This window comes from Microbacterium sp. Z11_20, assembly GCF_057197605.1.
Genome location: NZ_JBXVOQ010000002.1, coordinates 124,128 through 147,470, shown reverse-complemented (window position 1 = coordinate 147,470; position 23,343 = coordinate 124,128). Strand labels below are relative to the sequence as shown.

The following is a 23,343-nucleotide window of genomic DNA, read 5'->3' as shown; positions in this document are numbered from 1 at the left end:
GCGTCCGAGGGCGGGGCAGGGTCGTCCCCCCGGAGCCCCGCAGTGCTCGGTCGCCGCCCCAGGGGCGAGCCCTCAGACGCCGCCGCCCCCGCCACCCCCGCCGCCGCCCCCGGCCGAACCGCCGCCGGTCGATCCTCCCGACGTGGACGCCGCAGACGACGCACTCGACAGCGACCCGATCCCCGAGGAGAACGCCGACGCGCTGAAGCCGGAGGTGCCGACGTACCAGCCGGGCGTCCCGGTGGAGTCGTACAGCACGGCGAGCCGCTCCGCCCAGTCCTTCTCCTGCCCGAACACCACGGCGTAGGGAAGCAGCGCCTCGTAGATCCGGAGCATCTGCCGCGGATCGCTCGCATCGACGGGCACGCGCTCCGCACCGCCCGGGGACTGCAGCATGCGGATGCGGTCGGCTTCGGTCCATTCGATGAAGAGCCTCAGACCCGCGAGGTGGTCACGCGTCTCCGCCCCGAGAGCGGTGAGCGGCTTCCGCGAGACGAGGCCGCCGACGGCGAAGAGCACGAGGACCGCCGTGATCATCAGGACCACGGGCACCCACGCGATCACGCTCGCACTCAAGGCGAGCACGCCGAACATGACGACCGCTACGGCAGCCGCGAAGGCAAGCAGCACCGGAAAGGCCCTCTCCCGCAGCGGCACCTCGCGGCGAAGACCGCGCCGGTCGAGCTCCTTCCCCGCGGCCGCGAGGATCCCGCGCGCGGCGGTGGACAGGCGTGTGTCCTGACGTCCGAACGAGAACACCGCGCCGGCCGGGGCGCTGTCGCCGAACAGTCCGTCCAGCAGCATCCGCCCGTCGCCATCGGCCAGCCCGCGGTCCACGAGATGGGCCTCCAGGTCCACACCGCCGAGCCACCGGCGCTTCCCCTCGACGATGCGGATGCTGCCGACCACGGCCTGTTCGAGCACCTCGGCCGGGATCGCCTTCGCCGGCTTGCCCAGGAGCACGGCGCTCTCCAGCGCATCCACGACGACGGGCGGGGTGTATTCGGCGATGACCGTCGGGCGGCCGGGGGCATCCGCGAGGCGGCGCACCCTGACCACGATCGCCCAGGCGAGCGCCCCGAGCACGACCAGTCCACTGAGCGCCTGCAGCCACCCCCATGGTGACGCGAAGTACGACGCGTCGAAGGGCGTGAACGTCCCGGGGGCGAACCCGACCGCGACGGTGAGGGTCTCCCGGGGGCCGAGATCGGTCGCCTCGGCCCGCACCGTCACCGAGCCGTCGGCGTCCGTCTCCGCGGCGATGGGGCACGGGGCCGTCGAGCCGCGAGGGCCGGCGTAGCAGGCCTGGTCACCGGTGAGCTCGGCGGCGAGGTCCGGGTCCACGTGAAGGCTGGCCGTCACCCGGCCGAAAGGCTGCTGCCAGTCGAGGCCGTTGACGTTCCAGAAGAACTCGTCCGCATCCGTGTCGTCGAAGAAGTGGACGGCGTTGCGCATCGTGTACGTGAAGACGTACGTCTGCTCGCCATGGACGTAGTCGTCGGCGCGGGAAGTGATGATGAGGTTCCCGTCGTCGCTGTCTGTCTCGACCGGCCGAGCACGCCCGTCGGCGTCGGTCACCGATTCGACGTCGAGCTCCAGCGGTGCGTCGAGATAGGTCTCCGGCAGTACCCGCTGCATCCCGCGGTTCTGGTCGCTCTGCGGGAAGACCGCGACGAAGGTCTCGACCACCCGCACCTCGCTCGTGCCATCCTCGGCCCGGGTGAGGGTGTAATCGGCGTCCATGCTCGCGAACGTGAAGTCGTTCACATCGGCGAGGGCAGGTGAGGCGACGACGCCACCCATGAGCGAGGCCATGACGATGATCAGGACCGCCGCCCGGCGCCGAATCTGCTTCATGCCGCTCAGCCTAGGCGGGTCGTGTGCGCCGTAACCTTGTCGGTATGACCGACCGCCGCCTCGCCGTCGATGCCTGGGAGAGCCTCTTCCGCGCGCAGCACGAGGTGTTCGAAGAGCTGCAGCTCGACTTCGCCGGGCCCGATCTGGGGCACGGGGAGTACGACGTACTCCTCACCGTCAGCCGCGCACCCGACATGACGGCGCGACTGCGCGACGTCACCGCGAACATGCTGATCAGCCAGCCGAGCGTTTCGCGGCTCGTCGACCGGATGGCCGCCCGCGGACTGATCGAGAAGTGCCCGGATCCCGACGACGGGCGCGGCGCCCTCGTACGCGCCACCGATGCCGGCGTGAGTCTGTTCCGCCGCATCGCGGCCATCCACGCGACGTCGATCGCCGAGAGGATGTCACTCCTGAGCGACGACGAGCTTGAGACGCTGCGTGATCTGACCGCGAAGCTCCGCAAGCCGCGTGCCACGGAGTACTGAGCCCCTCAGCACTCGATGACGTTGACGGCGAGACCGCCTTCGCTCGTCTCCTTGTACTTCGTGGACATGTCGATGCCCGTCTGCCGCATCGTCTCGACCACCGTGTCGAGCGAGACGTAGTGCGACCCGTCTCCGCGCAGCGCGAGCCGCGCCGCGGCGACCGCGGTGGATGAGGCGATGGCGTTGCGCTCGATGCACGGAATCTGCACGAGCCCGCCGACCGGGTCGCACGTCAGCCCCAGGTGATGCTCCATCGCGATCTCCGCGGCGTTCTCGATCTGACGGTTGGTGCCGCCCATGACGGCGGTGAGTCCCCCGGCGGCCATGGCGCACGCCGAACCGACTTCGGCCTGGCATCCGCCCTCGGCCCCCGAGATCGACGCGTTCGCCTTGAAGAGGGAACCGAGGGCCGTCGCCGTCAGGAGGAACCGGCGGATGCCCCGGCGGCGGTTCGCCTCGGCGACGCGCGCGTCGTCCCATGCCGCCGCATCCGCGCGGGAGCTCGCGTGGCCGTCGTACCCGAGGAGGGCGCTGCCCACCAGCTCGCCGTACGGCGTCACGGCGTTGCCGGAGCCGAGCCCCGAATCGGCGAGAAACCGCCACCAGTACATCGCCACCGCCGGAACGATCCCGGCCGCCCCATTGGTGGGCGCCGTGACGACGCGCCCGCCGGATGCGTTCTGCTCGTTCACCGCCAGCGCGAACGCGCCGAGCCACTCCCCCGGAAGCTCGCGCCGGCCGTCGGCTTCGACCTCCTCGAGCTGAGCGCGGATCGCCGACGCACGGCGCTTGACCCGGAGCATCCCCGGGAGCACGCCGTCGGCACGCAGGCCCTCGTTAACGCTCGCGGCCATCGCGTCCCACAGGCGGTCCAGGCCCGCGGCGATCTCGGCATCGTCGCGCAGCGACACCTCGTTGCGGCGCGCTGCTTCGGCGATCGTGATGCCCTGGTCGTCGCAGAGCATGAGCAGCCCCGCCGCGTCATCGAAATCGAGCGGGAAACGGGAGGCGCTCACGCGCGGCGGCTCACCGTCGCGCCGGATGAAGCCGCCGCCCACGGAGTAGTACGTCTCCTCCGCGAGCACCTCTCCCCCGCTGCGGCGGGCGACGAACGTCAGGGCGTTCGGATGCCCCGGCAGCCGCGTGCGCGGAGCGAAGACGATGTCGTCCTTGACGAAGGCGATGGGATGCCGACCGCCGAGGAGCAGCGACTGCCCCTCGGGCCATCCGCTCCACGCCGCGCGCACCACCGCCGGATCGACCGTCTCCGGCACGTGCCCGTGGAGGCCGGCCACGATCGCGTCGGGCGTTCCGTGGCCGAGGCCGGTGGCGCCGAGCGAGCCGTACAACGCGCATCCGATGGATGCCGTGCTTTCGAGGGCGCCGGACACCTGGAGTCGCGTGACGAAGTCGCCCGCGGCGCGCATCGGGCCGACCGTGTGGGAGCTCGAGGGTCCTATGCCGATGGAGAACAGCTCGAACGCCGAAACGTAGGCGCTCATGCGTTCAGGGTACGCCCGGGCGCCTCGGGACCGCGAGAATGCGAGCGGCGGGAGGGCTCCCGAAGCGCGGCCCCGATTCGCGGGGGCGGCGCAGAGTGAGGTACTCTCAATGAGGCCTGCGCGCCGTTTCGCGCGGAGGCCGTGCGCCCGTAGCTCAATGGATAGAGCATCTGACTACGGATCAGAAGGTTGGGGGTTCGAGTCCCTTCGGGCGCACACTGTGTTGAGACAGTGAAGAAATCCCCCGGCTCTCTACGGAGAACCGGGGGATTTCTGCATCCCGCCCTCGACCCGCCCTCAGGACGGCACGTCGTCCGCCGCGGTGCGGCGCCGGCGGGCCTGCGACGCCAGTTTCGGGAGGTCCACCATCCGGAGCGCATCCATCCGCGCCTTGCGCATGCGTTCGTAGTCGGGGTCGGCGTCCGCCGTCATCCCCTCCACCGCGAGGCGGCGCTGCAGATTGGCCTCGACGTCGCCCCATGCCGCTGCCCGCGCGGTGTCGACCAGTGCAGAGACCCGCTCTGCGTCGTCCGCCCATGCGCGCAGTTCGCGGGCCACCCCGGCGTACTGTTTGCGACGACGACGGAGGTTGCGGGTATCGCGGTCGCGGTAGTCGTGGGTGCCGCTGGAGGTGGAGTACTTGCCCCATGCTCCGCGCCGAAGGTCCCGCATGCGGTCGGCGGCGCGCTCCTGCTCCTCGGCGAGGGAGAGGAGCGTCTCGCGCGCGAAGGCCGCCAGCGCGTCGCGGTCGAACGTCGCTCCGCCGGCGATCGTCTCGACGAGGATGTGGTTGCGCACGGTCAGTCGCGCGGCGGACGAGGCGATCGATACGCCCTCCGCGACAGCATCCGACGTCCTCCCCAACGCCCACCTCCTCATGTTCGAGGCTAGCAACTCGCGGGCCGGGCCCCCGGGTCGTTCGTCGAGCACCGCGGGCCGAGGCGGCACATACCGCGACCTCCGGCGTCACGCAACCCCGTCTCCCGCCCCCCGGGTCCGCCTCTAGCTTCAGGGCAACAGCTCTTGCGGAAGGAGGAGACATGGGACTCATGGATGACGCCAAGAACGCCGCGGGCGAGGCCGCACGCAAGGCGAAGGAAGCCTTCGAGGATGCGAAAGACGGCAGCAACGACAAGGCCGACAACAGCCAGCCCGCTGCTGACACCCGCCGGGCCGACGCCGAGGGGGGTAACCCCGAGCACCGCCACGAAATGGGCGAGCAGTTGCGCCGCGACCCCTGAGCGTCGCGTCGCAACTGCCACCTGGAAGGCCTCGGATCGTCGGGGCCCTTCACTACGCGGCTCGTCACCTCCCGAGGGCGGGCAATCCGTTTCCTGCACCGAACCGAACCACTTGAACATGCGGCTCGGCCGCGTCCTACACAGGGAGGTCCTCATGGGCTCATCACCGAATCGTCTCGTTGCCGTCATCTTCGGCGCCGTCTACGTGCTCATCGGTCTGCTCGGCTTCACCGTCACCGGTGATGTCGCTTTCGTGGGCCCGGAAGGCGGCCTGCTGCTGGGCATCTTCCAGGTCAACCCGCTGCACAACATCGCGCACCTGCTCATCGGCGCGGCACTGCTCATCGGCGGGATCGCCGGAGTGCGCCCGGCCAAGACGGTCAACGTGATCGTCGGTGCCGCCTACCTGCTTCTGGGAATCGTCGGCTTCTTCCTGCAGGGCCCGGCGAACTTCCTCGCGCTGAACGTGGCCGACCACTTCCTGCACCTGGCCAGCGCCATCATCCTGCTGGGCGTAGGCCTGGCCGCAGACAAGTCCGTCCGCGACAGCCGCACCCGCACCGCGTAAGCGACCCGCGTGACCCTGATCGCGTCCTCCGGCACCGCCCCCGCGCCATCATCGCGCGCGGGGGCGGTGCCGGTCGCGTTCACCGGCTCCTGGCCGGCCGTGGCCGCGTGGGGCGCCGGACTGATCCTCGCCGCCCTCGGGGCGGGAGGTGTCGTCGGACCGGACGGCTCGGCCGCCACCCGCGGTGCGGGCGTGCTGCTGGTCGCCCTCGGTCTGTCGTGGCTGGCGTGGGGAACCGCGAGCCTCGTCCGCGGCCACGTCCTGATCCCCCGTATCGTGCTCGCCGCCGCAGTGACGGGGATGCTGCTGGGGGCGATGCTCCTCGTGCTCTCCCCCGCACACACGAGCGTGTTCGCCGTCGGGGCCGCCATGGCCCTCGTGCTCGTCGTGGCCGTCTATGCCGCCCGCGAGCGTCGCCGGGCCGTTCGAACCGACAGCGCCATGAGCGTATGGGGCCTGATCCTCGCCGCGGCAGTGCTGTCGGTCGTGGTCACCCCGGCGCTCGGCGCCACCCAGGACGCCGTGCTCATCCGCGGCGACGGGAGCGTGCCCGCCATCACGCACGACGGGCACTGAACCGGCCTCACCCGATCGGACGGATCGTCCAGCTCGCCTCGAGCGGATCGCCGCCGGGTTCGAGGGTCAGGAGACCAGGGTCGAAGTCGTAGCGGTCGGCGTTGAAGGCGTCCGGGGCGCACGTCATGGGTTCGACCGCCAGCCCTCTCCGATGGGCCGGCGACGCCTCGCCCTCTGGTTGGTCCGCGGTGTGCACCTGCACCCACGAGCACGCCGCACCCCAGGTGATCGCCGCTCCCCGGCCCCCCTCATCCGTCACGGTCACCGTCGCGGTGCCGTCCGCGTCGCGGTGCAGCCCGGTGAACGCATGGTCGATCTGGGCCTGGCCGATCCGGCGCGGGTCCCGGAAGTCGAAGCGCTCGGGATCGGTCTCCACGTCAGCAAGGCGGGTCGGGATCAGCCGCTCGGGGGTCACCTCCAGCACGCGGGAGGCGGGGAGGTGCAGCGTCCAGTCATCCACGCGCCCGTCTCCTCCGACGAGGTACGGGTGCGGTCCCGTGCCCCACGGGGCGGGAGAATCTCCGTCGGTGCGCGCCCGGACGCTCTGCGTGAGCCCGTGAGCGGTCAGCGCGAACGTCGTCTCCACCAGCACCCGCCAGGGGTATCCGGTCTGCGCCTCGACGGTCGCCGACAGGGTCACGTGGCTCGCACCCTTGTCGAGCACGCCGTAATCGGTCCACGCGAGGAGGCCGTGCAGGGCGTGCCCGCGAGAACGCTCGGTGAGCGGCAGGATCTGCTCTGCCCCGTCGAACGCGTACCGTCCGTCGACGACGCGGTTCGGCCAGGGAGCGAGAGTCACGCCGCGATAACCGGGCCTCACCTCGTCGGCATCGAAGGGCACGACCAGATCGCGGCCCTGGTGCGTGTAGCAGCGCAGGGATGCGCCGACCCCGGCGATGACGGCTTCGGCGTCGCCGGCGCGCAGGACGTGCTGCGTGCCGGAGAGGGGCGTGCGTCCCATGTCAGAGTCCCTGCGCGAGTCGGTAGTAGGCCTGGTTCCACCGGAGCTCGTGCTGGAATCCGCGCACGGTGGTGTCCTCGTCGATCACGACGAGCTCGGTCCGCGCGATCTCGGCGAAATCGCGGAAGACCTCGATGCCCACGGCCGTGGTCATGACCGTGTGGTGGGCGGCGCCCGCGGCGAGCCAGCATCCGGCCGACGTGGCGAAGTCGGGCTGCGGCTTCCACACGGCCCGGCCGACCGGGAGCTTCGGCAGGTCGGGTGCGTCGATGTTCTCGACGACGTTGGCCACCAGACGGAACCGGTCGCGCATGTCGCTCATCGCGACCACGAGCGCCGGTCCGGGGTCGGCCGTGAAAACCAGGCGCACCGGGTCGTCCTTGCCGCCGATCCCGAGGGGATGCACCTCCAGGCGGGCCCGGGCGGTGGTCAGCGAGGGCGAGACCTCGAGCATGTGCGCTCCGAGGATCTTCTCGTCTCCGGGGACGAGGTCGTACGTGTAGTCCTCCATGAGGCTCGCCCCGCCGGGGAGGCCCGCGCCCATGACGTGGGCGACGCGCACGAGGATCGCCGTCTTCCAGTCGCCCTCCGCGCCGAAGCCGTAGCCCTCGGCCATGAGCCGCTGAACGGCGAGGCCGGGCAGTTGCGGCAAGGCGCCGAGGTCTTCGAAGCTCGTCGTGAACGCCCCGAAACCGCCCTCCTCGAGGAACGACCTCAGACCCAGCTCGATGGCGGCGCCGTCGCGCAGCGATCGGTGGCGCTCACCGCCGGCGCGGAGCTCGGGCGCGACGTCGTACAGCTCCTCGTACTCGGACACGAGGGCGTCGATGTCGGCATCGGATGCGGCGGCGACGGCCTCGGCGAGCTCGTTGACGCCCCAGGTGTTCACCTGGACGCCGAAGCGCAGTTCCGCCTCGGTCTTGTCCCCCTCCGTCACCGCGACGTAGCGCATGTTGTCGCCGAACCGCGCGAGCTTCAGCGAGCGCGCGGCGGCCCAGCCCGCAGCGGCGCGCTGCCAGTCCTCGACCTGCTGACGTACGGCCGGGTTCGACACGTGGCCGACGACGGTCTTGCGGGCCACCCCGAGGCGGGTCTGGATGTACCCGAACTCGCGGTCGCCGTGCGCGGCCTGGTTGAGGTTCATGAAATCGAAATCGATCTCCGACCACGGCAGCTCCACGTTCGCCTGCGTGTGCAGGTGCAGCAGGGGCTTACGGAGGGCGTCCAGACCGCCGATCCACATCTTGGCGGGGCTGAAGGTGTGCATCCACGCGATCACGCCGATCACCTCGTCGCGCGCGTTGACGTCGAGGGCGAGCCGGCGGATGCTGTCGGCATCCGTCAGCACCGGCTTCCAGACCACCCTCACGGGCAGACCGTCGAGCCCGGCCACGACCACCTGCGACTGCTCGGCGACCTGGCGGAGCGTCTCGTCGCCGTACAGGGCCTGACTTCCGGTGACGAACCAGACCTCGTAGGCATCCAGGGAGGAGGAGAGCGGCGTGCGTGTCATCGGGGTGATGTCCCTTCGGGGAGTCGGCTCGGAGGCGTGAGGGCTGGGAGGAGGCTTACAGGGAGGCGACCGCGGCGGCCTCGGCCGCAAGGCCCGCGCGGTACCGCTCCAGGTAGTCCGCGTACCCCGCGACGTCGACCGGGTCGGGAGCGAGGGTCGTGACCGCGGCCCCGGCGAAGACCCGCTCGCTCAGGTAACCGTCCAGGTCGGTGCGCGACGCTTCGGCGAGGTACGCCGCGAGCACCGCGATGCCCCACGCGCCGCCTTCCGATGCCGTCTCGGCGACGGAGACGGGAGCGTCCAGCGCACCGGCGAGGAACCGCTGGGCGACACCGGCGGTTCGGAAGATGCCGCCGTGGGCATACATCTGGTCGAGGTGCACGCCCTCCTCCGCGAGGATGCGCATTCCGAGGCTCAATGTGCCGAAGACGCCGTAGACCTGGGCGCGCATCAGGTTCGCGAGGGTGAGGCGGCTGCCCGGGGTGCGCACGATGAGCGGTCGGCCCTCCTCGAGCCCCGCGATCGGCTCGCCGGAGAGATGGTTGTAGGCGAGCACTCCGCCGGCATCCGCTTCTCCGGCCAGCGCCTCGGTCAGCAACGTGGCGAATACGGCATCGGCGTCCAGCGAGGCGCCGGATGCCTCGGCGAATCGGCCGAAGACGCCGGCCCATGCGCCGAGCTCGCTCGCCCCGTTGTTGCAGTGGACCATTGCGACGGGATCGCCCGCGGGCGTGGTGACGAGGTCGATCTCCTCGTGCACGTGGCCGAGCTGCCGCTCGAGGACGACCATCGCGAAGATGCTGGTGCCCGCGCTGACGTTCCCCGTGCGCGCGGCGACGGAGTGGGTGGCGACCATTCCCGTTCCGGCGTCGCCCTCGGGCGGACAGAGCGGGATGCCGGGGCGAAGGGTCCCGCTCCGATCCAGCAGGGCCGCCCCCTCGGCGGTGAGCGAACCCGCCTGCCGACCGGCGACGAGCACCTCGGGCAGGAGGTCGGCGAGGGGTGCGGCCAGGGCCGAGCCGGCCGCGGCCTCGTCGTAGCTCGCGAGCAGCGCGCGGTCGTAGGTCTTCGTCGCCGGGTCGATGGGGAACATCCCCGACGCGTCACCGACACCGAGGACGCGACGACCGGTCAGTCGCTCGTGAACGTATCCGGCGAGCGTGGTGAGCGAGCGGATGCGGGGCACGTGCGGCTCGTCGTCCAGGACCGCCTGGTGCAGGTGCGCGATGGACCACCGGAGGGGGATGTTCACACCGAACAGCTCGGTGAGCTCGGCCGCGGCCGCACCGGTCGACGTGTTGCGCCACGTGCGGAAGGGGACGAGGAGCTCGCCCGCGCCATCGAAGGCGAGGTAGCCGTGCATCATCGCCGAGACGCCCATCGCCGCGTACGTCTCCGGCCGGACGCCGTACCGGCGTTCCACGTCGCCGAGAAGGTCGGCATAGGCGGCGCGCAGCCCCTCGTCCACCGCATCCAGCGAGTACGTCCACGTGCGATCGACGTACTCGTTCTCCCACGCCGCGCTGCCGACTCCGATGACCTCCGCGGGGTCCTCGCCGACCAGGCAGGCCTTGATCCGGGTCGAGCCGAGTTCGATGCCGAGCACCGTGCGGCCGGAGAGGATCTGGCTCCGGATGCGGTCGGCTCCGGCGGTCTCGGCGGGAATCGTCACGGGGGCTCCATCGTCTGCGGGCGAGATCTCTGGCAAAATGTTACCGGTATCATCCGGCTGGCGCGAGGGGGGTGGGCGCGACCGGGTGGGCGCGAGCGGTCAGGGGCCGGACCGCGGCGGGACCGCCGTGGACGCCCGTTCGATCAGCCGCGGCGGTGCGGGGCCGGCGACCACCTGCGGCTCTCCGATGACCGCGGCGACGGCCCGACGCGCCTCCCCGGCCAGGTCGAGGCGCACCGTGGTCAGCGCCGGGCGATAGAAGGCGGCATCCGGGTTGTCGTCGAACCCCGCGACGCTGACGGCGGCGGGCACCTCGACCTCACGAGCGCGGAGCCCTGCGATCAGTCCGAGCGCCATCTGATCGTTGGCCGTCACGACCGCCGTCGGGCCTCCCGGACGCGCCGCGGCCTCGGCCACGGCAGCGGCTGCGGCGGCGCCCGCCGCGGCGCTCCAGTCGCCCTCCCACCGGCCGGCCGGGTCGAGGCCGGCCTCGGCGAGGGCGGTGGCGACCCCCCGTGAGCGCGCCACGGCTTCGGTCCAGTCGGCCGGGCCGCTCACCTCGGCGATGCGCCGATGTCCGAGGCCGACCAGGTGCCGGACGGCCAGGGCCGCTCCCTCCGCCTGCCGGTCGGCGCCGGCCTCGTCGTGCAGGGCGATCACCGGCACGCCGGCCCCGGCCGCGGCGACCGCCTCGCTCGTGCGGGTGTGGGCGGCCACCAGGACGATGCCGTCCACCCCCTGAGACAGCAGGTGCTGCACGGCGGCGACCACGGACGCCGCATCGGCCGCGTCGGCGTAGGCCGTGGCGACCCAGCGCCCGTTCGCGCGGGCGGCGCTCTCGAGCGCGGCGATTCCGGCCGACGGGCCGTAGAGTGCGGCATCCGAAGCCACCACGCCGAGCGTCCGGGTCGTGCTCGTTCCCAGCGAGCGGGCGGCGTTGTTCATCCGGTACCCGAGCGCGGCGACGGCCTCGAGCACGCGGGCTCGCGTGTCGTCGCGGATGCTGGGGTGACCGTTGAGCACGCGGGACACCGTCTGCGGGGAGACGCCCGCGGCCCGGGCGACATCGCGCACGCCCGCGCGGGCGGCGCGCGGGGAACCGGCGCGCGCGTCCTCGCCCATGCTGCCGCCTTCCCGCGGCGCCCCGGCCGCGCCGCTCACCCTAGCGCGCGAGCGCCGGCCCGCGCGCATGCCCCGGAGCCCCCGCGCCCAGGCCGTTCTAGGCTCGATGCAGATCCCTGTGGAGGTGCTGATGAGCGAGGATCCGAGGCAGGCCGCCGCGCGGTACCGCCTGGAGCGGGAAGCGCGCGCGGGACGCCTGTCGCCCGAGGATGCCGCGGCCCTGGCGGAGATGCGCGAGGCCGAGGCACCCGAGCGCGGCTCGAGCGCGGCCGAGCGCACCGCGTATGTGGAGACTTCGATCCAGCAGGCCATCCGCCGGGGCGACTTCGAGAACCTCCCCGGCGCCGGGAAACCGCTACCGGGCCTCGGCGAGAGCCACGACCCGGATTGGTGGATCCGCCGCAAGATCGCCACCGAGAAGCTCACCGGTCTCGGGCCGCCCGCCCTCACCCTGCGCGTCGAGCACGCCGAGATGGAGGAGCGGCTGGACGCGCTTTCTCGCGAGAGCGACGTGCGAGAGGCGGTCGAGGACTTCAACCGCCGCGTCATCGAGGCGCGCCGTCAGCTGCTGGGCGGACCGCCCGTGGTGACCCCGACGCGTGACGTCGCCGCCGATGTCGCCGCGTGGGAGGCCAGACGAGACGCGCGCATGGCGGCGGCCGCCGCATCCGCGCCGCCTCTCGAGCGCCGCCGCCGGCGCTTCCGCATCCGGATGCGTCGCCCCCACCACCCCTCCTGATCCGGCCCGCGACGCCGAAAGTCGCCGGCCGGATCCCGCGGTATCAGCCGCGCTCGGTGGGCTGCGCCGCGGCAGCGCGCGCCCGGAACGCGTCGAGCGCCCGCGTGTCCACGGGCGGCTCTCCGTCGGGGTCGCCGCCGACCCGGTCCTGCTCCTGAGCCGCGGCGCCGGCCGGATCTCCCGTGAGCATGGATTCGTCGAAGGGCAGGCGGCCCGCCAGCACCTCTCGCGCCCGATCCGCATCGAACTGCTTCGTCCACCGGCCGATGAGAACGGTCGCCACGGCGTTGCCGGTGAAGTTCGTCACGGCGCGCGCCTCCGACATGAACCGGTCGATACCGACGATCACTCCCACCCCGTCCACGAGGTCGGGACGGTAGGCCTGCAGGCCGCCGGCGAGCGTGGCCAGACCCGCTCCGGTGACGCCCGCGGCGCCCTTGGAGGCGATGATCATGAACACGAGCAGGCCGATCTGCTCCCCCAGCGACATGGGCTGGCCCATCGCCGTCGCGATGAACAGCGAGGCCATCGTGAGGTAGATGGCCGTGCCATCCAGGTTGAACGAGTACCCCGTCGGGACGGTGATGCCCACGACGGGACGCGAGACGCCGAGGTGCTCCATCTTCGCGATGAGCCGCGGCAGGGCCGACTCCGAGGACGACGTGCCCACGATGAGCAGGTACTCCCGGGCGAGGTACCCCATGAGGCGGAAGACGTTCATGCGTGTGACCGCCCACAGGATCACGCCCAGCACGAGGGAGATGAACAGGAAGCACGTGAGGTAGAACGCGAGCATCAGGACGCCGAGGCTCACCACCGCCTGGAATCCCGTCCGACCCACAACGGCGGCGATCGCCCCGAACGCCCCCAGGGGCGCCAGCCACAGGATCATGCCCAGGATGCGGAAGACCAGCACCTGGAAGCTCCGGACGGCCTCGACCATGCGCGCGCCACGCTCGCCCATCCGCTGCAGCGCGAAGCCCACCAGCAGCGCGATGAACAGCACCTGCAGGATGCTGCCGCCGGTGAAGGCGGAGAAGAAGGTCGTCGGGATGATCCCGAGGACGAACTCCTCGGTGCTCTCCGCTTCGCCTTCCACCTCGTAGGCCGCTCCGCCGATGTCCAGCCCCTCGCCGGGGTGGATGATGTTGCCGACCACCAGCCCGATCGCCAGGGCGAAGGTGGACATGACCAGGAAGTACCCCAGCGCGAGGCCCCCGATCTTCCCCACGGTGGCGGCCTTCGCGATCGATCCGATGCCCACGACGATGGTGCAGAAGATCACCGGGGCGATCATCATCTTGATGAGGCTCACGAAGCCCTGGCCGATCGGCTCGAGCGCGACGCCGAGGCCGGGCGCCGCGAGGCCCACGATGATGCCGAGCACCACGGCCACGATGACCGCGATATAGAGCCAATGATTGCGGTCGATCCTCTTCCGGGGTCGCCCGTGTCGTGCCGTGCGGAGTGACAGAGCCATCAGCGCCCATCCCCTCTTCCAACGTCGTCGTCGAGCCCGGCGGGTGCCGTTGCTGCCTCGACTGTGGAGGAACCGGGACGCCCCCGACCAGTTGTGGTCGTATTGTTCACGGCGCGCGCTGAGGCGGGGCGGAAGGGTGTGTGGCGTGAGACTCACCGTGGGTGGCCGCTTGGCGCTGGTCGCGCTGGGCACGGCGGTGGCCACCGGCGCGGTGCTCTCGATCGTCCTCGGCGTCCAGCTCGCCGACTCCGGCCGGCGGGAGGCGGAGGCCGTCACGCGCTCGGTGGCCGAGACCCTCGCCCATGAGCCGGCCGTGGCCGCCCTGACGGCCGAGGGCGATTCCGTCGGGCTGCAGCGCATCGCGGAGGAGGTGATGGACGATGCCGACGTCTCGTTCGTCACGATCATGGACCCCGATGGCATCCGCCTGACGCACCGCAACCCGGAGGAGATCGGGGAGCCCTACCTCGGGTCCAGGGCACCGGCCCTTGCGGGGCGGACCTTCACCGAGGTGTACGAGGGGACGCTCGGGCCGTCGGTGCGGACGATCGCGCCGATCCAGGACGACGGTGAGGTGGTGGGCCTGGTGTCGGTGGGGGAGACGCTCGAATCCGTGCAGGCCCAGCTGGCACCGCGGGTTCCGCTCATCGTGGTCGTGACGGGGGCCATCGTAGGTCTCGGCCTTCTGGGCGCGGTGTTCGTGCGGCGCTCCGCGCGTCGGGTGGCCGGCGAACTGACGACCGACGAGCTGACGCGCATGGTGGAGAACTACGAGACCGTGCTGCACTCCATCCGCGAGGGCCTCGTCGTCACCGATGGCGAGGGCCGCATCCGCCTCTACAACGATGAGGCCGCCGCCCTCCTCGGGCTTCCCCCCGCGCGCACGGGGCTGGTCAGCCTCGACCCCGGCGAGGCCGGCATCCCCCCGGTGTTGCGGGACGCGCTGCGCGAGGGGCGCCGGATGGTCGAGGAGACCGTCGTCGCCGGTGCCCGCGTCCTCCTCGTCAATCAGGAGGAGGTCCGTGATCTCCGCGGGCGCCGCACCTCCGAGCGCGGGCACGTCATGACCCTCCGCGACCGGTCGGAACTGCAGGCGCTCATGGGAGAGTTGGAGAGCGTCCGCACGCTGACCGAGACGCTCAGGTCCCAGACCCACGAACACGGCAACCGGCTCCACACGATCCTCGCCCTGTTGGAGCTCGACCGCGTGGACGACGCTCGCGCGCTTCTCACCGAGCGCTCGCAGCATCGGCAAGGGCTGGCCGATCGCCTCGTCGCCGGATCGCCCGACGCCGTCGTCGCGGCGCTCCTGCTCGGCAAGCTCGACGACGCCGCGGAGCGCGGCGTGTCACTGGATGTCGACGTGGCCCCGTCCACGCCGCCCCTGGGCATCCCCGCGGCCGACGCCGTGACCATCCTCGGCAACCTCGTCGACAACGCTCTCGATGCCGCTGCGGGCGCCCCGGAGCCACGCTGGGTACGCGTGGACCTGCGCGAGGCCGGCGACGATGTCGAGCTGTCGGTGACCGACAGCGGGCCGGGTTTCGCGCGGAGCCTCCCCGACCCGTTCGCGTTCGGTGCGACCACCAAGCCGGCCGGTGCCAGCGGGACGCGGGGAGTGGGCCTGGCCCTCGTGCGCGACATCGTGACGGCACATCACGGTTCCCTCCGCGTCGATGGACCCCCGACGTGCGTGCGCGTGCGGCTTCCCGGGGTGCGACCGTGATCCGGGTGCTGGTCGTGGACGACGACGCCTTCGCACTCGAACTCCACACCGCGTACCTCCAGCGCATCGAGGGGTTCGAGGTCGCGGGCGTCGCCTCCAGCGCGCGCGCGGCTCTGGCTGCCCTGACCGACCCCCGCCGCGCCGTCGACCTCGTGCTGCTGGACCTGACCCTTCCAGACGGCGGCGGACTCGACATCGCGCGCCTGGCCCGCGCCCACGGCGCCGAGGTCGACATCATCGCGGTCACGGCGGTCCGGGACGCCGCGACGGTGCGGGCGGCGGTCTCCATCGGCGTGGTGCACTACCTCATCAAGCCCTTCACCTTCGCGGTCTTCCGCGAGCGACTCGAGTCGTACCGCACCTACGTCGTCGGGATGGCCCAGGCCCAGGGAGCCGCCACGCAGTCGGAGGTGGATGCGCTGCTGGGGACGCTCCGGGCTACCCCGCCTCCCCTCCCCAAGGGCCTGTCCGAGGAGACGCTGGTCGCGGTGGCGGCGCGGGTGCGCGAGGCCGGCGGGGCCCTCTCCTCGACCGAGGTGGCCGAGGCCGAAGGGATATCGCGCGTCACGGCGCGCCGCTACCTCGAGCACCTCGTCGAGGAAGGCCGTACGACCCGCGTGCCCCGCCACGGCACCCCCGGCCGGCCCGAGATCACCTACGCCTGGGTGCGCTCTCGCTGAGGCGCGCGCAGGTCAGCGCTGCGCGATGCGCGTGGTGAGCTGATGCGCATGGGCCAGGAGCGTGCGACCGAGCTCGGCAATCCGATCCGGCCCGAACCGGAATTGAACGCCCGTCAGGCTCAGCGCCCACTGCGGATCACCCTCGCGCGTGAACACCGCGGCGCCCATGCCCCAACTCCCCTCGACGATGAGCCCCGGGTTGACGGCGTAGCCCCGCTCCTGCGTCTCCCGCAGGCGCGCGCGCAAGCGCTTCTCGCCGTGCGACGCCCCCCACGAGCGGGCGAGTCCGGGATGCCGTTCGAAATAGGCGTCCACATCGTGAGGAGGGAGGAAGGCAAGGATCGCCAGCCCGGCGGATGCCACGCCCAACGGGAAACGCACCCCCTCTGCGAGCACGAACGAGCGGATGGGAAAACTCCCCTCCTCGCGCACGAGGCACACCGTCTCATCCGCGCGGCGCACCGACAGGAACGCGCTCTCCTCGGTGCGGACGGCCAGCGACCGGACGATGTCGCGCGCCGTCGGCGTGATGTCGTAGCGCGATGCGGCAACCGTCCCCATCAGGTAGAGCTCGGGCCCCGGCATCCAACGGCCGGTGGCGTCGTCGCGGTCCACGAGCCCCTCGCGACGCAGCGCCGTGAGCAGTCGGTGCACCGTGGGCCGCGTGAGATCCGCGCGCTCGGCCAGCAGCGCGATCGCCGCCCCGTCCGCCCCGGCCGCGGTCACCAGGCGCAGGAGACGCGCCGCGCGCGCCACGGCCTGCGCGCCCGGAACAGTGCGTCGGTCGGCCGGGATGTCCACGATATGGACGTTACGGCCCCCGGTATCCACATCGCAACACCCCGTTACGCGCGCAGCGCGGCGGCAGCCGACGATGGGATGCGGCGCGCATCGCTGCGCGCCGCAGGACGAAGGAGTCGCACGTGATCGACAAGACCTGGCCCTCGGCGACGGAGGCCGTCGCCGATATCCCCGACGGAGCATCCCTCGCCGTCGGCGGCTTCGGCCTGTCGGGAAACCCCATCGCCCTGACCGAGGCGCTCCTCGCCCAGGGCACGAGCGGGCTGTCGATCGTCTCGAACAACTGCGGGGTGGATGACTGGGGGCTCGGGCTACTGCTGAACGCGCACCGCATTCGCAAGATGACCTCCTCCTACGTCGGGGAGAACAAGGAGTTCGAACGGCAGTTCCTCTCCGGCGAACTCGAACTCGAACTCACGCCGCAGGGCACGCTCGCCGAGAAGCTCCGCGCCGGCGGCTCGGGCATCGCCGCGTTCTACACGCAGACCGGCGTCGGCACGCAGGTGGCCGAGGGCGGACTGCCGCGCAGGTACGACGGGTCGGGCGGCGTGGCGTTGGCATCTCCGGTGAAGGATGTCCGCACGTTCGAGGTGGGTGGTCAGCCGCGCGAGTTCGTCCTGGAAGAGGCGATCGTCACCGACTTCTCCCTCGTCCACGCGCTGCGCGGAGACCGGCACGGCAACCTCGTGTTCAACAAGGCTGCGCGCAACTTCAACCCGCTCGCCGCGATGGCCGGGCGCGTCTGCATCGCGCAGGTCGAGGAGCTCGTCGAACCGGGCGAGCTCGACCCTGACAGCATCCACCTTCCCGGCATCTACGTGCACCGCATCGTGGAGGTCGGCACCGGCATCGAGAAGCGCATCGAACGGCGGACCGTGCGTCCGTCGGCGGGCGCGGGAACCGAGGGGAACTGACATGGCTCTGACCCGGCAGGAGATGGCGGCCCGCGCCGCCCGCGAGCTCGCGGACGGATCGTATGTGAACCTGGGCATCGGCCTGCCCACGCTCGTCCCGAACTACGTTCCCGACGATATGACGGTGGTGCTGCAGTCGGAGAACGGCATCCTCGGGGTCGGCCCGTACCCGGCCGAGGACGACGTGGATCCCGACCTCATCAACGCCGGCAAGGAGACGGTCACGACCCTCCCCGGCTCGGCGTTCTTCGACTCGGCGCTCAGCTTCGGAATGATCCGAGGCGGCAAGATCGACGCCGCGATCCTCGGTGCGATGCAGGTCTCGCGAAGCGGGGACCTGGCGAACTGGATGATCCCCGGGAAGATGGTGAAGGGCCCGGGCGGCGCGATGGATCTCGTGCACGGGGCCGCGCGCGTCATCGTGCTGATGGAGCACGTCGCCCGTGATGGCTCCCCGAAGATCGTCGACACCTGCACCCTCCCGCTCACCGGCCGAGGTGTGGTCGACCGCATCATCACCGACCTCGCCGTCATCGACGTCACCGACGACGGACTCGTGCTCGTGGAGACCGCCCCCGGCGTGACGGTGGAGGATGTTCTCGCGGCCACCGAACCGCCTCTTCTCGTCCGCATCCCCCAGGAGCAGAATTCATGATCCCCGACGACGACATCGTCCTCGTGGCCGCCGCCCGCACACCGCAGGGGCGCCTGAAGGGCCAGCTCGCACCGTTCACCGCGACGCAGCTCGGCGGAATCGCCATCCGCGGTGCGCTCGAGCGGGGCGGCATCCCCGCCGACGCGGTGGATGCGGTCATCGTCGGGCAGGTACTGCCGGCCGGCGTAGGGCAGAACCCGGCGCGCCAGGCCGCGATCGCGGCGGGGATCGGCTGGGACGTGCACGCCTCCGCCGTGAACAAGGTGTGCCTGTCCGGCCTGACGGCGATCATCGACGCCGCCCGGATGATCCGCACCGGCGATGCGCGCGTCGTGGTCGCCGCCGGCATGGAGTCGATGACACGTGCCCCCCACCTGCTCGTGGGGTCGCGGGAGGGCTGGACGTACGGATCGATCGAAGCGCTGGACCACATGGCCTACGACGGCCTGACCGACGCGTACGACCACGAGAGCATGGGCGCCTCCACCGAGCGCGCCAACGCGCGGTTCGAGGTGTCACGCGAGGCGCAGGACGCCGTGGCCGCCCGCTCGCACCAGCGCGTCGCCGCAGCCCAGGCGGCGGGGATCTTCGACGCGGAGATCGTGCCGGTGGAGATCCCGCAGCGCAAGGGCGCCCCCCGACAGGCTCAGGGACCCGTCGTGGTGACCACCGACGAGGGTGTGCGCCCCGACACGACCGTCGAAACGCTGTCGAGGCTTCGGCCCGCATTCGCCGAGGGCGGTTCGATCACGGCCGGGAACTCGTCGCAGATCTCCGACGGCGCCTCCGCGGTCGTGGTCACCTCCCGCTCGCACGCGGACGAGAACGGCTGGGACGTGCTGGCGGTCGTCGGCGCCAGCGGTCAGGTCGCCGGCCCCGACAACTCGCTGCATGAGCAGCCGTCCCGCGCGATCGTGCAGGCGTGCGAGAAGGCGGGCATCACGCCGTCCGACCTCACGTTCGTCGAGATCAACGAGGCGTTCGGGGCGGTGGTCGCCCGCTCCCAGGCCGAACTCGGACTCTCCGACGACGTCGTCAACATCCACGGCGGCGGCATCGCGATCGGCCACCCGATCGGAGCATCCGGCAACCGCCTCGTCGTGCACGCCGTGCACGAGCTCGTGCGCCGCGGCTCGGGCACGGCCGCGGTCGCGCTCTGCGGCGGCGGCGGCCAGGGCGACGCCCTCATCCTCACCCGCTGACCCCCTGTCGACTCGCCACAAAACGTCGGGTTTCGGGCGAAAATCCGACCGAAGCTGGCGAGTCGACCTAGGGGGCGGGGAGGTCGAAGGCCTCCGGATGCCGCGACAGCTCGAGGCGGCTCCGGCGGATGTGCTGCGCCAGGAGCATCTCGGCGTCGTCGGCGTCGCGGCGGCGCAGCGCTCCGACGAGCAGTTGGTGGTCGTGGTGGACGCCGCGATCCCCCTCGCTCCAGAAGAGCCGCGTCGCCGCGCGCCGGTAGTGCTGAGTGCGGTTCCACAGACTCTTGACCAGGTCGGTCAGCACGCTGGTGTCGACGTGATCGATCCCCAGCAGGTGGAACTCGCGGTCCAGCGTCAGGAACTCCTCCACGTCGGCGGATTCCTCCATCCGATCGGCGAGGTTCTGCAGGCGCTGGATCTCGTCATCGGTGATCAGCGGAACGTTCATCTTGCACAGCAGCGGCTCGAGCCGCTCGCGCACGAGGTACAGCTCCTGGCACTCGTCGGCACTGAGGGTCGACACCCACGCCCCCGTGTTCGCCACCAGGGTGACCAGACCCTCGGCCTCCAGCATCCGCAGCGCCTCCCGCACCGGGAGCCGGCTGGCGCCGTGACGCTCGGCGAGGTCGTCCTGGCGGATCCGCTCGCCCGGCGTGTACTCGCCGTCGAGGATGGCGTCGCGCAGGGTCGCGGCGATGCGCGCGCCGGTGGCGCCGTGCACTCCCGCACGCGGAGGGGCCATCATGAGTCCTTTCATGCAGCCGGGTCGGTGGGCTTCCACAGCAGCCGCGACGCGTCCGCCTCGTACGCCTTGCCGTCGGGGTAGCTGACGAGCTCGAACTGGAGCCCCCACGGGGCGCGGAAGTAGACCCACCGCTGGCCGAGAGCCGCCTGCTTGCTCGCGACCGGCTCGCCCATCACCTCGACACCGGATGCGCGGAGGTAGTCCACCGCGGCATCCATGTCATCGACGTACAGAGCCAGATGGTACCCGCCGATGTCGCTGTTGCGTGGCTGCGGGTTCTGGCCGTCGGCGGCGTCGTAGAGGAAGACCTCCAGGTTCACCCCGGTCTGGAGCCGGTAGAACCGGATCTCGCGGATGACGGTTCGCGGGTGCACGCCGATCTGGACCTGCATCCAATCGTCATCGGCCCGCTTCTCGCCGAGGGTGTAGATGTACTCGGCTCCCAGAACGTCGACGAGGAAGGTGTGCGCCTCGTCGAGGTCGGGCACCGTGATGCCGATGTGATCCGATCCTCGCAGGCCCGGGATTCCGGGGCGGTTGCCCTGAGTCATACGCGACCTCCTCGTCGACTGGTGAGAGACATCGTATCCATTTGCGTGCCCTCTGCCCAGAGTTCTCTCGAAGTATTCGCCGCCAACACTTGAATTGGATCAAATCCTCCCCTACTCTCGAAGGAGCGGACCGGCCGTATGGCCCGCGGGATGGATGAGGCGACGATGCCTGAGCGCAAGAAACTCTCGACCGGCGTGGACTGGATCGAACTGTCCACGACCAAGGACGACTGGAACGCGGCAGACCCCGCGCTGCTGGGCACGATGCTCAGCCAGCTGCACCTGATCCGTGCGTTCGAGGAGTCGGTCCTCGAACTGGCCGGCGAAGGCCTGGTGCACGGCCCCGCGCACTCCAGCATCGGTCAGGAGGGCGGCGCCGTCGGCTCGATCGTCGGGCTGCGCTCGAGCGACGGCGTGAACGGCTCGCACCGCGGCCACCATCAGTTCCTCGCGAAGGCGCTGACGCATGTGAGCGGTGGAACCATCGACCCGGCGACCCCGGTGAACGACGACATCCAGACCGTCCTGCAGCGCACCCTCGCCGAGATCCTCGGACTCGCCCAGGGCTACTGCCGCGGCCGCGGCGGGTCGATGCACCTGCAGTGGTTCGAAGCCGGCGCTCTCGGCACCAACGCGATCGTCGGCGGCGGCGCTCCCATGGCTGCGGGCAACGCCTGGGCGCAGAAGCACAGCAGCGCGACCGACACCGACCTCACCATCAACTACTTCGGCGACGGCGCCGCCCAGATCGGCTCCGTGCTGGAGTCGATGAACCTCGCCGCCACCTGGAAGCTCCCCGTCGCGTTCTTCGTCGAGAACAACATGTACGGCGTCTCCACCCGCGCCGACGAGATCACCGCCGACACGCGCTTCTCCGTCCGCGGTCAGGGCTTCCACATCCCCTCGTGGCGCGTGGACGGCATGGACCCGCTCGCGGTGTACCTCGCCACGCAGGAAGCGGCCGAGCGGATGCGGTCGGGCGAAGGCCCCGCCGTCATCGAGGCGCAGGTCTACCGCTTCTTCCACCAGAACGGCCCGTACCCCGGCAGCGCCTTCGGGTACCGCACGAAGGAAGAAGAGGCGTCGTGGCGTGCCCGCGACCCGCTCGACCTCACCGCGAGTCGCATGCGCGACCGCGGCCTGATCGACGACGAGGCTGTCGCAGCGCTGCGCACGCGCGTCCAGGAGGCCATGACCGCCGCCGTGAACGCCCTCGTCGAGGCCGACCCCGACCGCCCCGGCAAGCGCCGCATCCGTCCCGAGCTGTGGCCCGAGACGACGTTCGTGAACGTCGGCGTGCGCGGTGATGCCAGCGAGCTCGAGGGTCTCCCCCAGCTGGATGCCACGGCCGCCACCCGCCCGGTGAAGTTCGTCGACGCGGTGGCCGAGGTCATGGACCGGCGCATGGAGGAAGACCCGCGCATCGTCGTCATGGGCGAAGACGTGCACAAGCTCAACGGCGGCACGAACGGTGCGACCAAGGGTCTGGCGAAGAAGTACGGTCCCGACCGCGTGATGGGAACGCCGATCAGCGAGAACGCGTTCGTCGGTCTCGGCGGCGGACTGGCACTGGACGGCCGGTTCCGCCCGGTCGTGGAGTTCATGTACCCCGACTTCATGTGGGTGGCCGCCGACCAGGTCTTCAACCAGATCGGCAAGGCCCGCCACATGTTCGGCGGGGAGAACCCCGTGCCGCTCGTGCTCCGCACCAAGATCGCGATGGGTTCGGGCTACGGCTCGCAGCACCTCATGGACCCCGCCGGCATCTTCGCCACCAGCCCCGGATGGCGCATCGTCGCCGCATCCAACGCCCGCGACTACGTCGGTCTCATGAACGCCGCGCTCGCCCTGCAGGACCCGGTGCTCGTCATCGAGCACGTCGATCTGTACGGCAAGGCCGATGAGGTGCCCGAGGGAGACCTCGACTACATCATCCCGCCGGGAAGCGCCGCGGTCGTCCGTGAAGGCGCGGAGGTCACCGTGATCAGCTACCTGTCGATGGTCGCCCACGCCGCCGAGGCGATCGAGCAGACCGGCGTGGACGCCGAGCTGATCGACCTGCGCTGGCTCGACCGCGCGTCGATCGACTGGGACACTCTCGGCGAGAGCATCCGCAAGACCAACGCGGTGCTCATCGTCGAACAGGGCGCCCAGGGCACCTCGTACGGCGCATGGCTCGCCGACGAGATCCAGCGTCGCTACTTCGACTACCTCGACCAGCCCATCGCGCGGGTGACGGGCGGCGAAGCATCCCCGAGCATCTCCCGGGTGCTGGAGCGCGCCGCCATCGCCCGCACTGAAGAAGTGGTCGTCGCCCTCGAGGCCGTCCGCGCCGGATTCGGAGCCTGAC

Annotated in this window: 22 protein-coding genes and 1 tRNA gene; 12 read left to right on the top strand and 11 right to left on the bottom strand. The window is 71.2% G+C overall.

Annotation, left to right across the window (positions count from 1 at the left end):
- Positions 1-72: 72 nt before the first annotated feature.
- Entirely contained in the window at positions 73-1,857 is a 1,785-nt protein-coding gene (locus tag AC2DFQ_RS05680; RefSeq protein ID WP_484533218.1) for a DUF2207 domain-containing protein, read from the bottom strand.
- A 44-nt stretch (positions 1,858-1,901) separates the two neighbouring features.
- Between AC2DFQ_RS05680 and AC2DFQ_RS05675 the strand changes: the two genes are divergently transcribed.
- Positions 1,902-2,345 carry a MarR family winged helix-turn-helix transcriptional regulator gene (locus AC2DFQ_RS05675; protein ID WP_484533217.1) on the top strand — a complete coding sequence of 148 codons (444 nt, stop codon included), beginning with the start codon at positions 1,902-1,904 and terminating at the stop codon, positions 2,343-2,345.
- Positions 2,346-2,350: 5 nt separating this feature from the next.
- Here the strand turns inward: AC2DFQ_RS05675 and AC2DFQ_RS05670 are convergent, their stop codons facing one another.
- Positions 2,351-3,847 carry an L-serine ammonia-lyase, iron-sulfur-dependent, subunit alpha gene (locus tag AC2DFQ_RS05670; protein ID WP_484533216.1) on the bottom strand — a complete coding sequence of 499 codons (1,497 nt, stop codon included), beginning with the start codon at positions 3,845-3,847 and terminating at the stop codon, positions 2,351-2,353.
- Between the two features lie 143 nt (positions 3,848-3,990).
- Here AC2DFQ_RS05670 and AC2DFQ_RS05665 point away from each other — a divergent pair.
- Positions 3,991-4,063, top strand: a tRNA-Arg gene (locus AC2DFQ_RS05665).
- An 81-nt stretch (positions 4,064-4,144) separates the two neighbouring features.
- On the opposite strand, the gene AC2DFQ_RS05660 is transcribed toward AC2DFQ_RS05665, so the two are convergent.
- Positions 4,145-4,726 (bottom strand): asparagine synthase, encoded by a 582-nt coding sequence (locus tag AC2DFQ_RS05660; protein ID WP_484508218.1) that lies wholly within the window; start codon positions 4,724-4,726, stop codon positions 4,145-4,147.
- A 161-nt stretch (positions 4,727-4,887) separates the two neighbouring features.
- On the opposite strand from AC2DFQ_RS05660, the gene AC2DFQ_RS05655 reads away from it, so the two are divergent.
- The 3 genes from AC2DFQ_RS05655 to AC2DFQ_RS05645 all read left to right on the top strand — a co-directional run bounded on the left by AC2DFQ_RS05655 (position 4,888) and on the right by AC2DFQ_RS05645 (position 6,232).
- Positions 4,888-5,088 carry a hypothetical protein gene (locus AC2DFQ_RS05655; protein WP_484508217.1) on the top strand — a complete coding sequence of 67 codons (201 nt, stop codon included), beginning with the start codon at positions 4,888-4,890 and terminating at the stop codon, positions 5,086-5,088.
- Between the two features lie 154 nt (positions 5,089-5,242).
- Positions 5,243-5,656: a DUF4383 domain-containing protein gene (locus AC2DFQ_RS05650; protein ID WP_484508216.1), complete on the top strand. Its 414-nt coding sequence runs from the start codon at positions 5,243-5,245 to the stop codon at positions 5,654-5,656.
- Between the two features lie 9 nt (positions 5,657-5,665).
- Positions 5,666-6,232, top strand: coding sequence for a hypothetical protein (locus AC2DFQ_RS05645; RefSeq protein WP_484533215.1), 567 nt, complete (start codon positions 5,666-5,668; stop codon positions 6,230-6,232).
- A gap of 7 nt (positions 6,233-6,239) precedes the next feature.
- Here AC2DFQ_RS05645 and AC2DFQ_RS05640 read toward each other — a convergent pair whose 3' ends face one another.
- The 4 genes from AC2DFQ_RS05640 to AC2DFQ_RS05625 form a co-directional block, all read right to left on the bottom strand.
- Positions 6,240-7,193, bottom strand: coding sequence for an aldose 1-epimerase family protein (locus AC2DFQ_RS05640; protein ID WP_484533214.1), 954 nt, complete (start codon positions 7,191-7,193; stop codon positions 6,240-6,242).
- A 1-nt stretch (position 7,194) separates the two neighbouring features.
- A complete protein-coding gene (gene araA, locus AC2DFQ_RS05635; protein WP_484533213.1) occupies positions 7,195-8,706 on the bottom strand; it encodes an L-arabinose isomerase in 1,512 nt (503 codons plus the stop codon).
- A gap of 55 nt (positions 8,707-8,761) precedes the next feature.
- Positions 8,762-10,378, bottom strand: coding sequence for a xylulokinase (locus AC2DFQ_RS05630; protein WP_484533212.1), 1,617 nt, complete (start codon positions 10,376-10,378; stop codon positions 8,762-8,764).
- 99 nt (positions 10,379-10,477) lie between these two features.
- Entirely contained in the window at positions 10,478-11,500 is a 1,023-nt protein-coding gene (locus tag AC2DFQ_RS05625; protein WP_484508211.1) for a LacI family DNA-binding transcriptional regulator, read from the bottom strand.
- Positions 11,501-11,606: 106 nt separating this feature from the next.
- Between AC2DFQ_RS05625 and AC2DFQ_RS05620 the strand changes: the two genes are divergently transcribed.
- Positions 11,607-12,239: a DnaJ family domain-containing protein gene (locus tag AC2DFQ_RS05620; RefSeq protein WP_484508210.1), complete on the top strand. Its 633-nt coding sequence runs from the start codon at positions 11,607-11,609 to the stop codon at positions 12,237-12,239.
- A 43-nt stretch (positions 12,240-12,282) separates the two neighbouring features.
- Here the strand turns inward: AC2DFQ_RS05620 and AC2DFQ_RS05615 are convergent, their stop codons facing one another.
- Positions 12,283-13,719, bottom strand: coding sequence for a cation:dicarboxylate symporter family transporter (locus AC2DFQ_RS05615; RefSeq protein WP_484533211.1), 1,437 nt, complete (start codon positions 13,717-13,719; stop codon positions 12,283-12,285).
- Between the two features lie 145 nt (positions 13,720-13,864).
- Here AC2DFQ_RS05615 and AC2DFQ_RS05610 point away from each other — a divergent pair, with 145 nt between their 5' ends.
- On the top strand, positions 13,865-15,445 hold the full coding sequence (locus tag AC2DFQ_RS05610; RefSeq protein ID WP_484508208.1) for a sensor histidine kinase: 1,581 nt from the start codon (positions 13,865-13,867) through the stop codon (positions 15,443-15,445).
- Positions 15,442-16,125 (top strand): response regulator, encoded by a 684-nt coding sequence (locus AC2DFQ_RS05605; protein WP_484508207.1) that lies wholly within the window; start codon positions 15,442-15,444, stop codon positions 16,123-16,125. Before AC2DFQ_RS05610 ends, AC2DFQ_RS05605 begins: the two co-directional genes overlap by 4 nt.
- 12 nt (positions 16,126-16,137) lie before the next feature.
- Here AC2DFQ_RS05605 and AC2DFQ_RS05600 read toward each other — a convergent pair whose 3' ends face one another.
- The gene (locus AC2DFQ_RS05600; RefSeq protein WP_484533541.1) at positions 16,138-16,920 is read right to left on the bottom strand and encodes an IclR family transcriptional regulator; all 783 of its coding nucleotides are present in this window, start codon (positions 16,918-16,920) and stop codon (positions 16,138-16,140) included.
- Between the two features lie 128 nt (positions 16,921-17,048).
- Between AC2DFQ_RS05600 and AC2DFQ_RS05595 the strand changes: the two genes are divergently transcribed.
- The 3 genes from AC2DFQ_RS05595 to AC2DFQ_RS05585 are packed head-to-tail and all read left to right on the top strand — an operon-like array spanning position 17,049 to position 19,697.
- Positions 17,049-17,840, top strand: coding sequence for a CoA transferase subunit A (locus AC2DFQ_RS05595; RefSeq protein WP_484533210.1), 792 nt, complete (start codon positions 17,049-17,051; stop codon positions 17,838-17,840).
- Position 17,841: 1 nt separating this feature from the next.
- Entirely contained in the window at positions 17,842-18,495 is a 654-nt protein-coding gene (locus AC2DFQ_RS05590) for a CoA transferase subunit B (protein ID WP_484533209.1), read from the top strand.
- Positions 18,492-19,697, top strand: coding sequence for an acetyl-CoA C-acetyltransferase (locus AC2DFQ_RS05585; RefSeq protein ID WP_484533208.1), 1,206 nt, complete (start codon positions 18,492-18,494; stop codon positions 19,695-19,697). Before AC2DFQ_RS05590 ends, AC2DFQ_RS05585 begins: the two co-directional genes overlap by 4 nt.
- Before the next feature lie 67 nt (positions 19,698-19,764).
- Here AC2DFQ_RS05585 and AC2DFQ_RS05580 read toward each other — a convergent pair whose 3' ends face one another.
- Positions 19,765-20,439, bottom strand: a complete 675-nt coding sequence (locus AC2DFQ_RS05580; RefSeq protein ID WP_484533207.1) for a GntR family transcriptional regulator — start codon at positions 20,437-20,439, stop codon at positions 19,765-19,767.
- Between the two features lie 11 nt (positions 20,440-20,450).
- A complete protein-coding gene (locus AC2DFQ_RS05575) occupies positions 20,451-20,993 on the bottom strand; it encodes a VOC family protein (protein WP_484533206.1) in 543 nt (180 codons plus the stop codon).
- Positions 20,994-21,158: 165 nt separating this feature from the next.
- On the opposite strand from AC2DFQ_RS05575, the gene AC2DFQ_RS05570 reads away from it, so the two are divergent.
- Positions 21,159-23,342: an alpha-ketoacid dehydrogenase subunit alpha/beta gene (locus AC2DFQ_RS05570; protein ID WP_484533205.1), complete on the top strand. Its 2,184-nt coding sequence runs from the start codon at positions 21,159-21,161 to the stop codon at positions 23,340-23,342.
- Position 23,343: the final 1 nt, after the last annotated feature.

Coding starts and splice junctions, on each gene's coding strand:
- AC2DFQ_RS05675 (WP_484533217.1), top strand. CDS start 1,902: ATGACCGACCGCCGCCTCGCCGTCGATGCCTGGGAGAGCCTCTTCCGC.
- AC2DFQ_RS05585 (WP_484533208.1), top strand. CDS start 18,492: ATGATCCCCGACGACGACATCGTCCTCGTGGCCGCCGCCCGCACACCG.
- AC2DFQ_RS05620 (WP_484508210.1), top strand. CDS start 11,607: ATGCAGATCCCTGTGGAGGTGCTGATGAGCGAGGATCCGAGGCAGGCC.
- AC2DFQ_RS05615 (WP_484533211.1), bottom strand. CDS start 13,719: ATGGCTCTGTCACTCCGCACGGCACGACACGGGCGACCCCGGAAGAGG.
- AC2DFQ_RS05575 (WP_484533206.1), bottom strand. CDS start 20,993: ATGACTCAGGGCAACCGCCCCGGAATCCCGGGCCTGCGAGGATCGGAT.
- AC2DFQ_RS05650 (WP_484508216.1), top strand. CDS start 5,243: ATGGGCTCATCACCGAATCGTCTCGTTGCCGTCATCTTCGGCGCCGTC.
- AC2DFQ_RS05680 (WP_484533218.1), bottom strand. CDS start 1,857: ATGAAGCAGATTCGGCGCCGGGCGGCGGTCCTGATCATCGTCATGGCC.
- AC2DFQ_RS05660 (WP_484508218.1), bottom strand. CDS start 4,726: ATGAGGAGGTGGGCGTTGGGGAGGACGTCGGATGCTGTCGCGGAGGGC.
- AC2DFQ_RS05570 (WP_484533205.1), top strand. CDS start 21,159: ATGCCTGAGCGCAAGAAACTCTCGACCGGCGTGGACTGGATCGAACTG.
- AC2DFQ_RS05670 (WP_484533216.1), bottom strand. CDS start 3,847: ATGAGCGCCTACGTTTCGGCGTTCGAGCTGTTCTCCATCGGCATAGGA.
- AC2DFQ_RS05655 (WP_484508217.1), top strand. CDS start 4,888: ATGGGACTCATGGATGACGCCAAGAACGCCGCGGGCGAGGCCGCACGC.
- AC2DFQ_RS05580 (WP_484533207.1), bottom strand. CDS start 20,439: ATGGCCCCTCCGCGTGCGGGAGTGCACGGCGCCACCGGCGCGCGCATC.
- AC2DFQ_RS05640 (WP_484533214.1), bottom strand. CDS start 7,193: ATGGGACGCACGCCCCTCTCCGGCACGCAGCACGTCCTGCGCGCCGGC.
- AC2DFQ_RS05625 (WP_484508211.1), bottom strand. CDS start 11,500: ATGGGCGAGGACGCGCGCGCCGGTTCCCCGCGCGCCGCCCGCGCGGGC.
- araA (WP_484533213.1), bottom strand. CDS start 8,706: ATGACACGCACGCCGCTCTCCTCCTCCCTGGATGCCTACGAGGTCTGG.
- AC2DFQ_RS05590 (WP_484533209.1), top strand. CDS start 17,842: ATGGCTCTGACCCGGCAGGAGATGGCGGCCCGCGCCGCCCGCGAGCTC.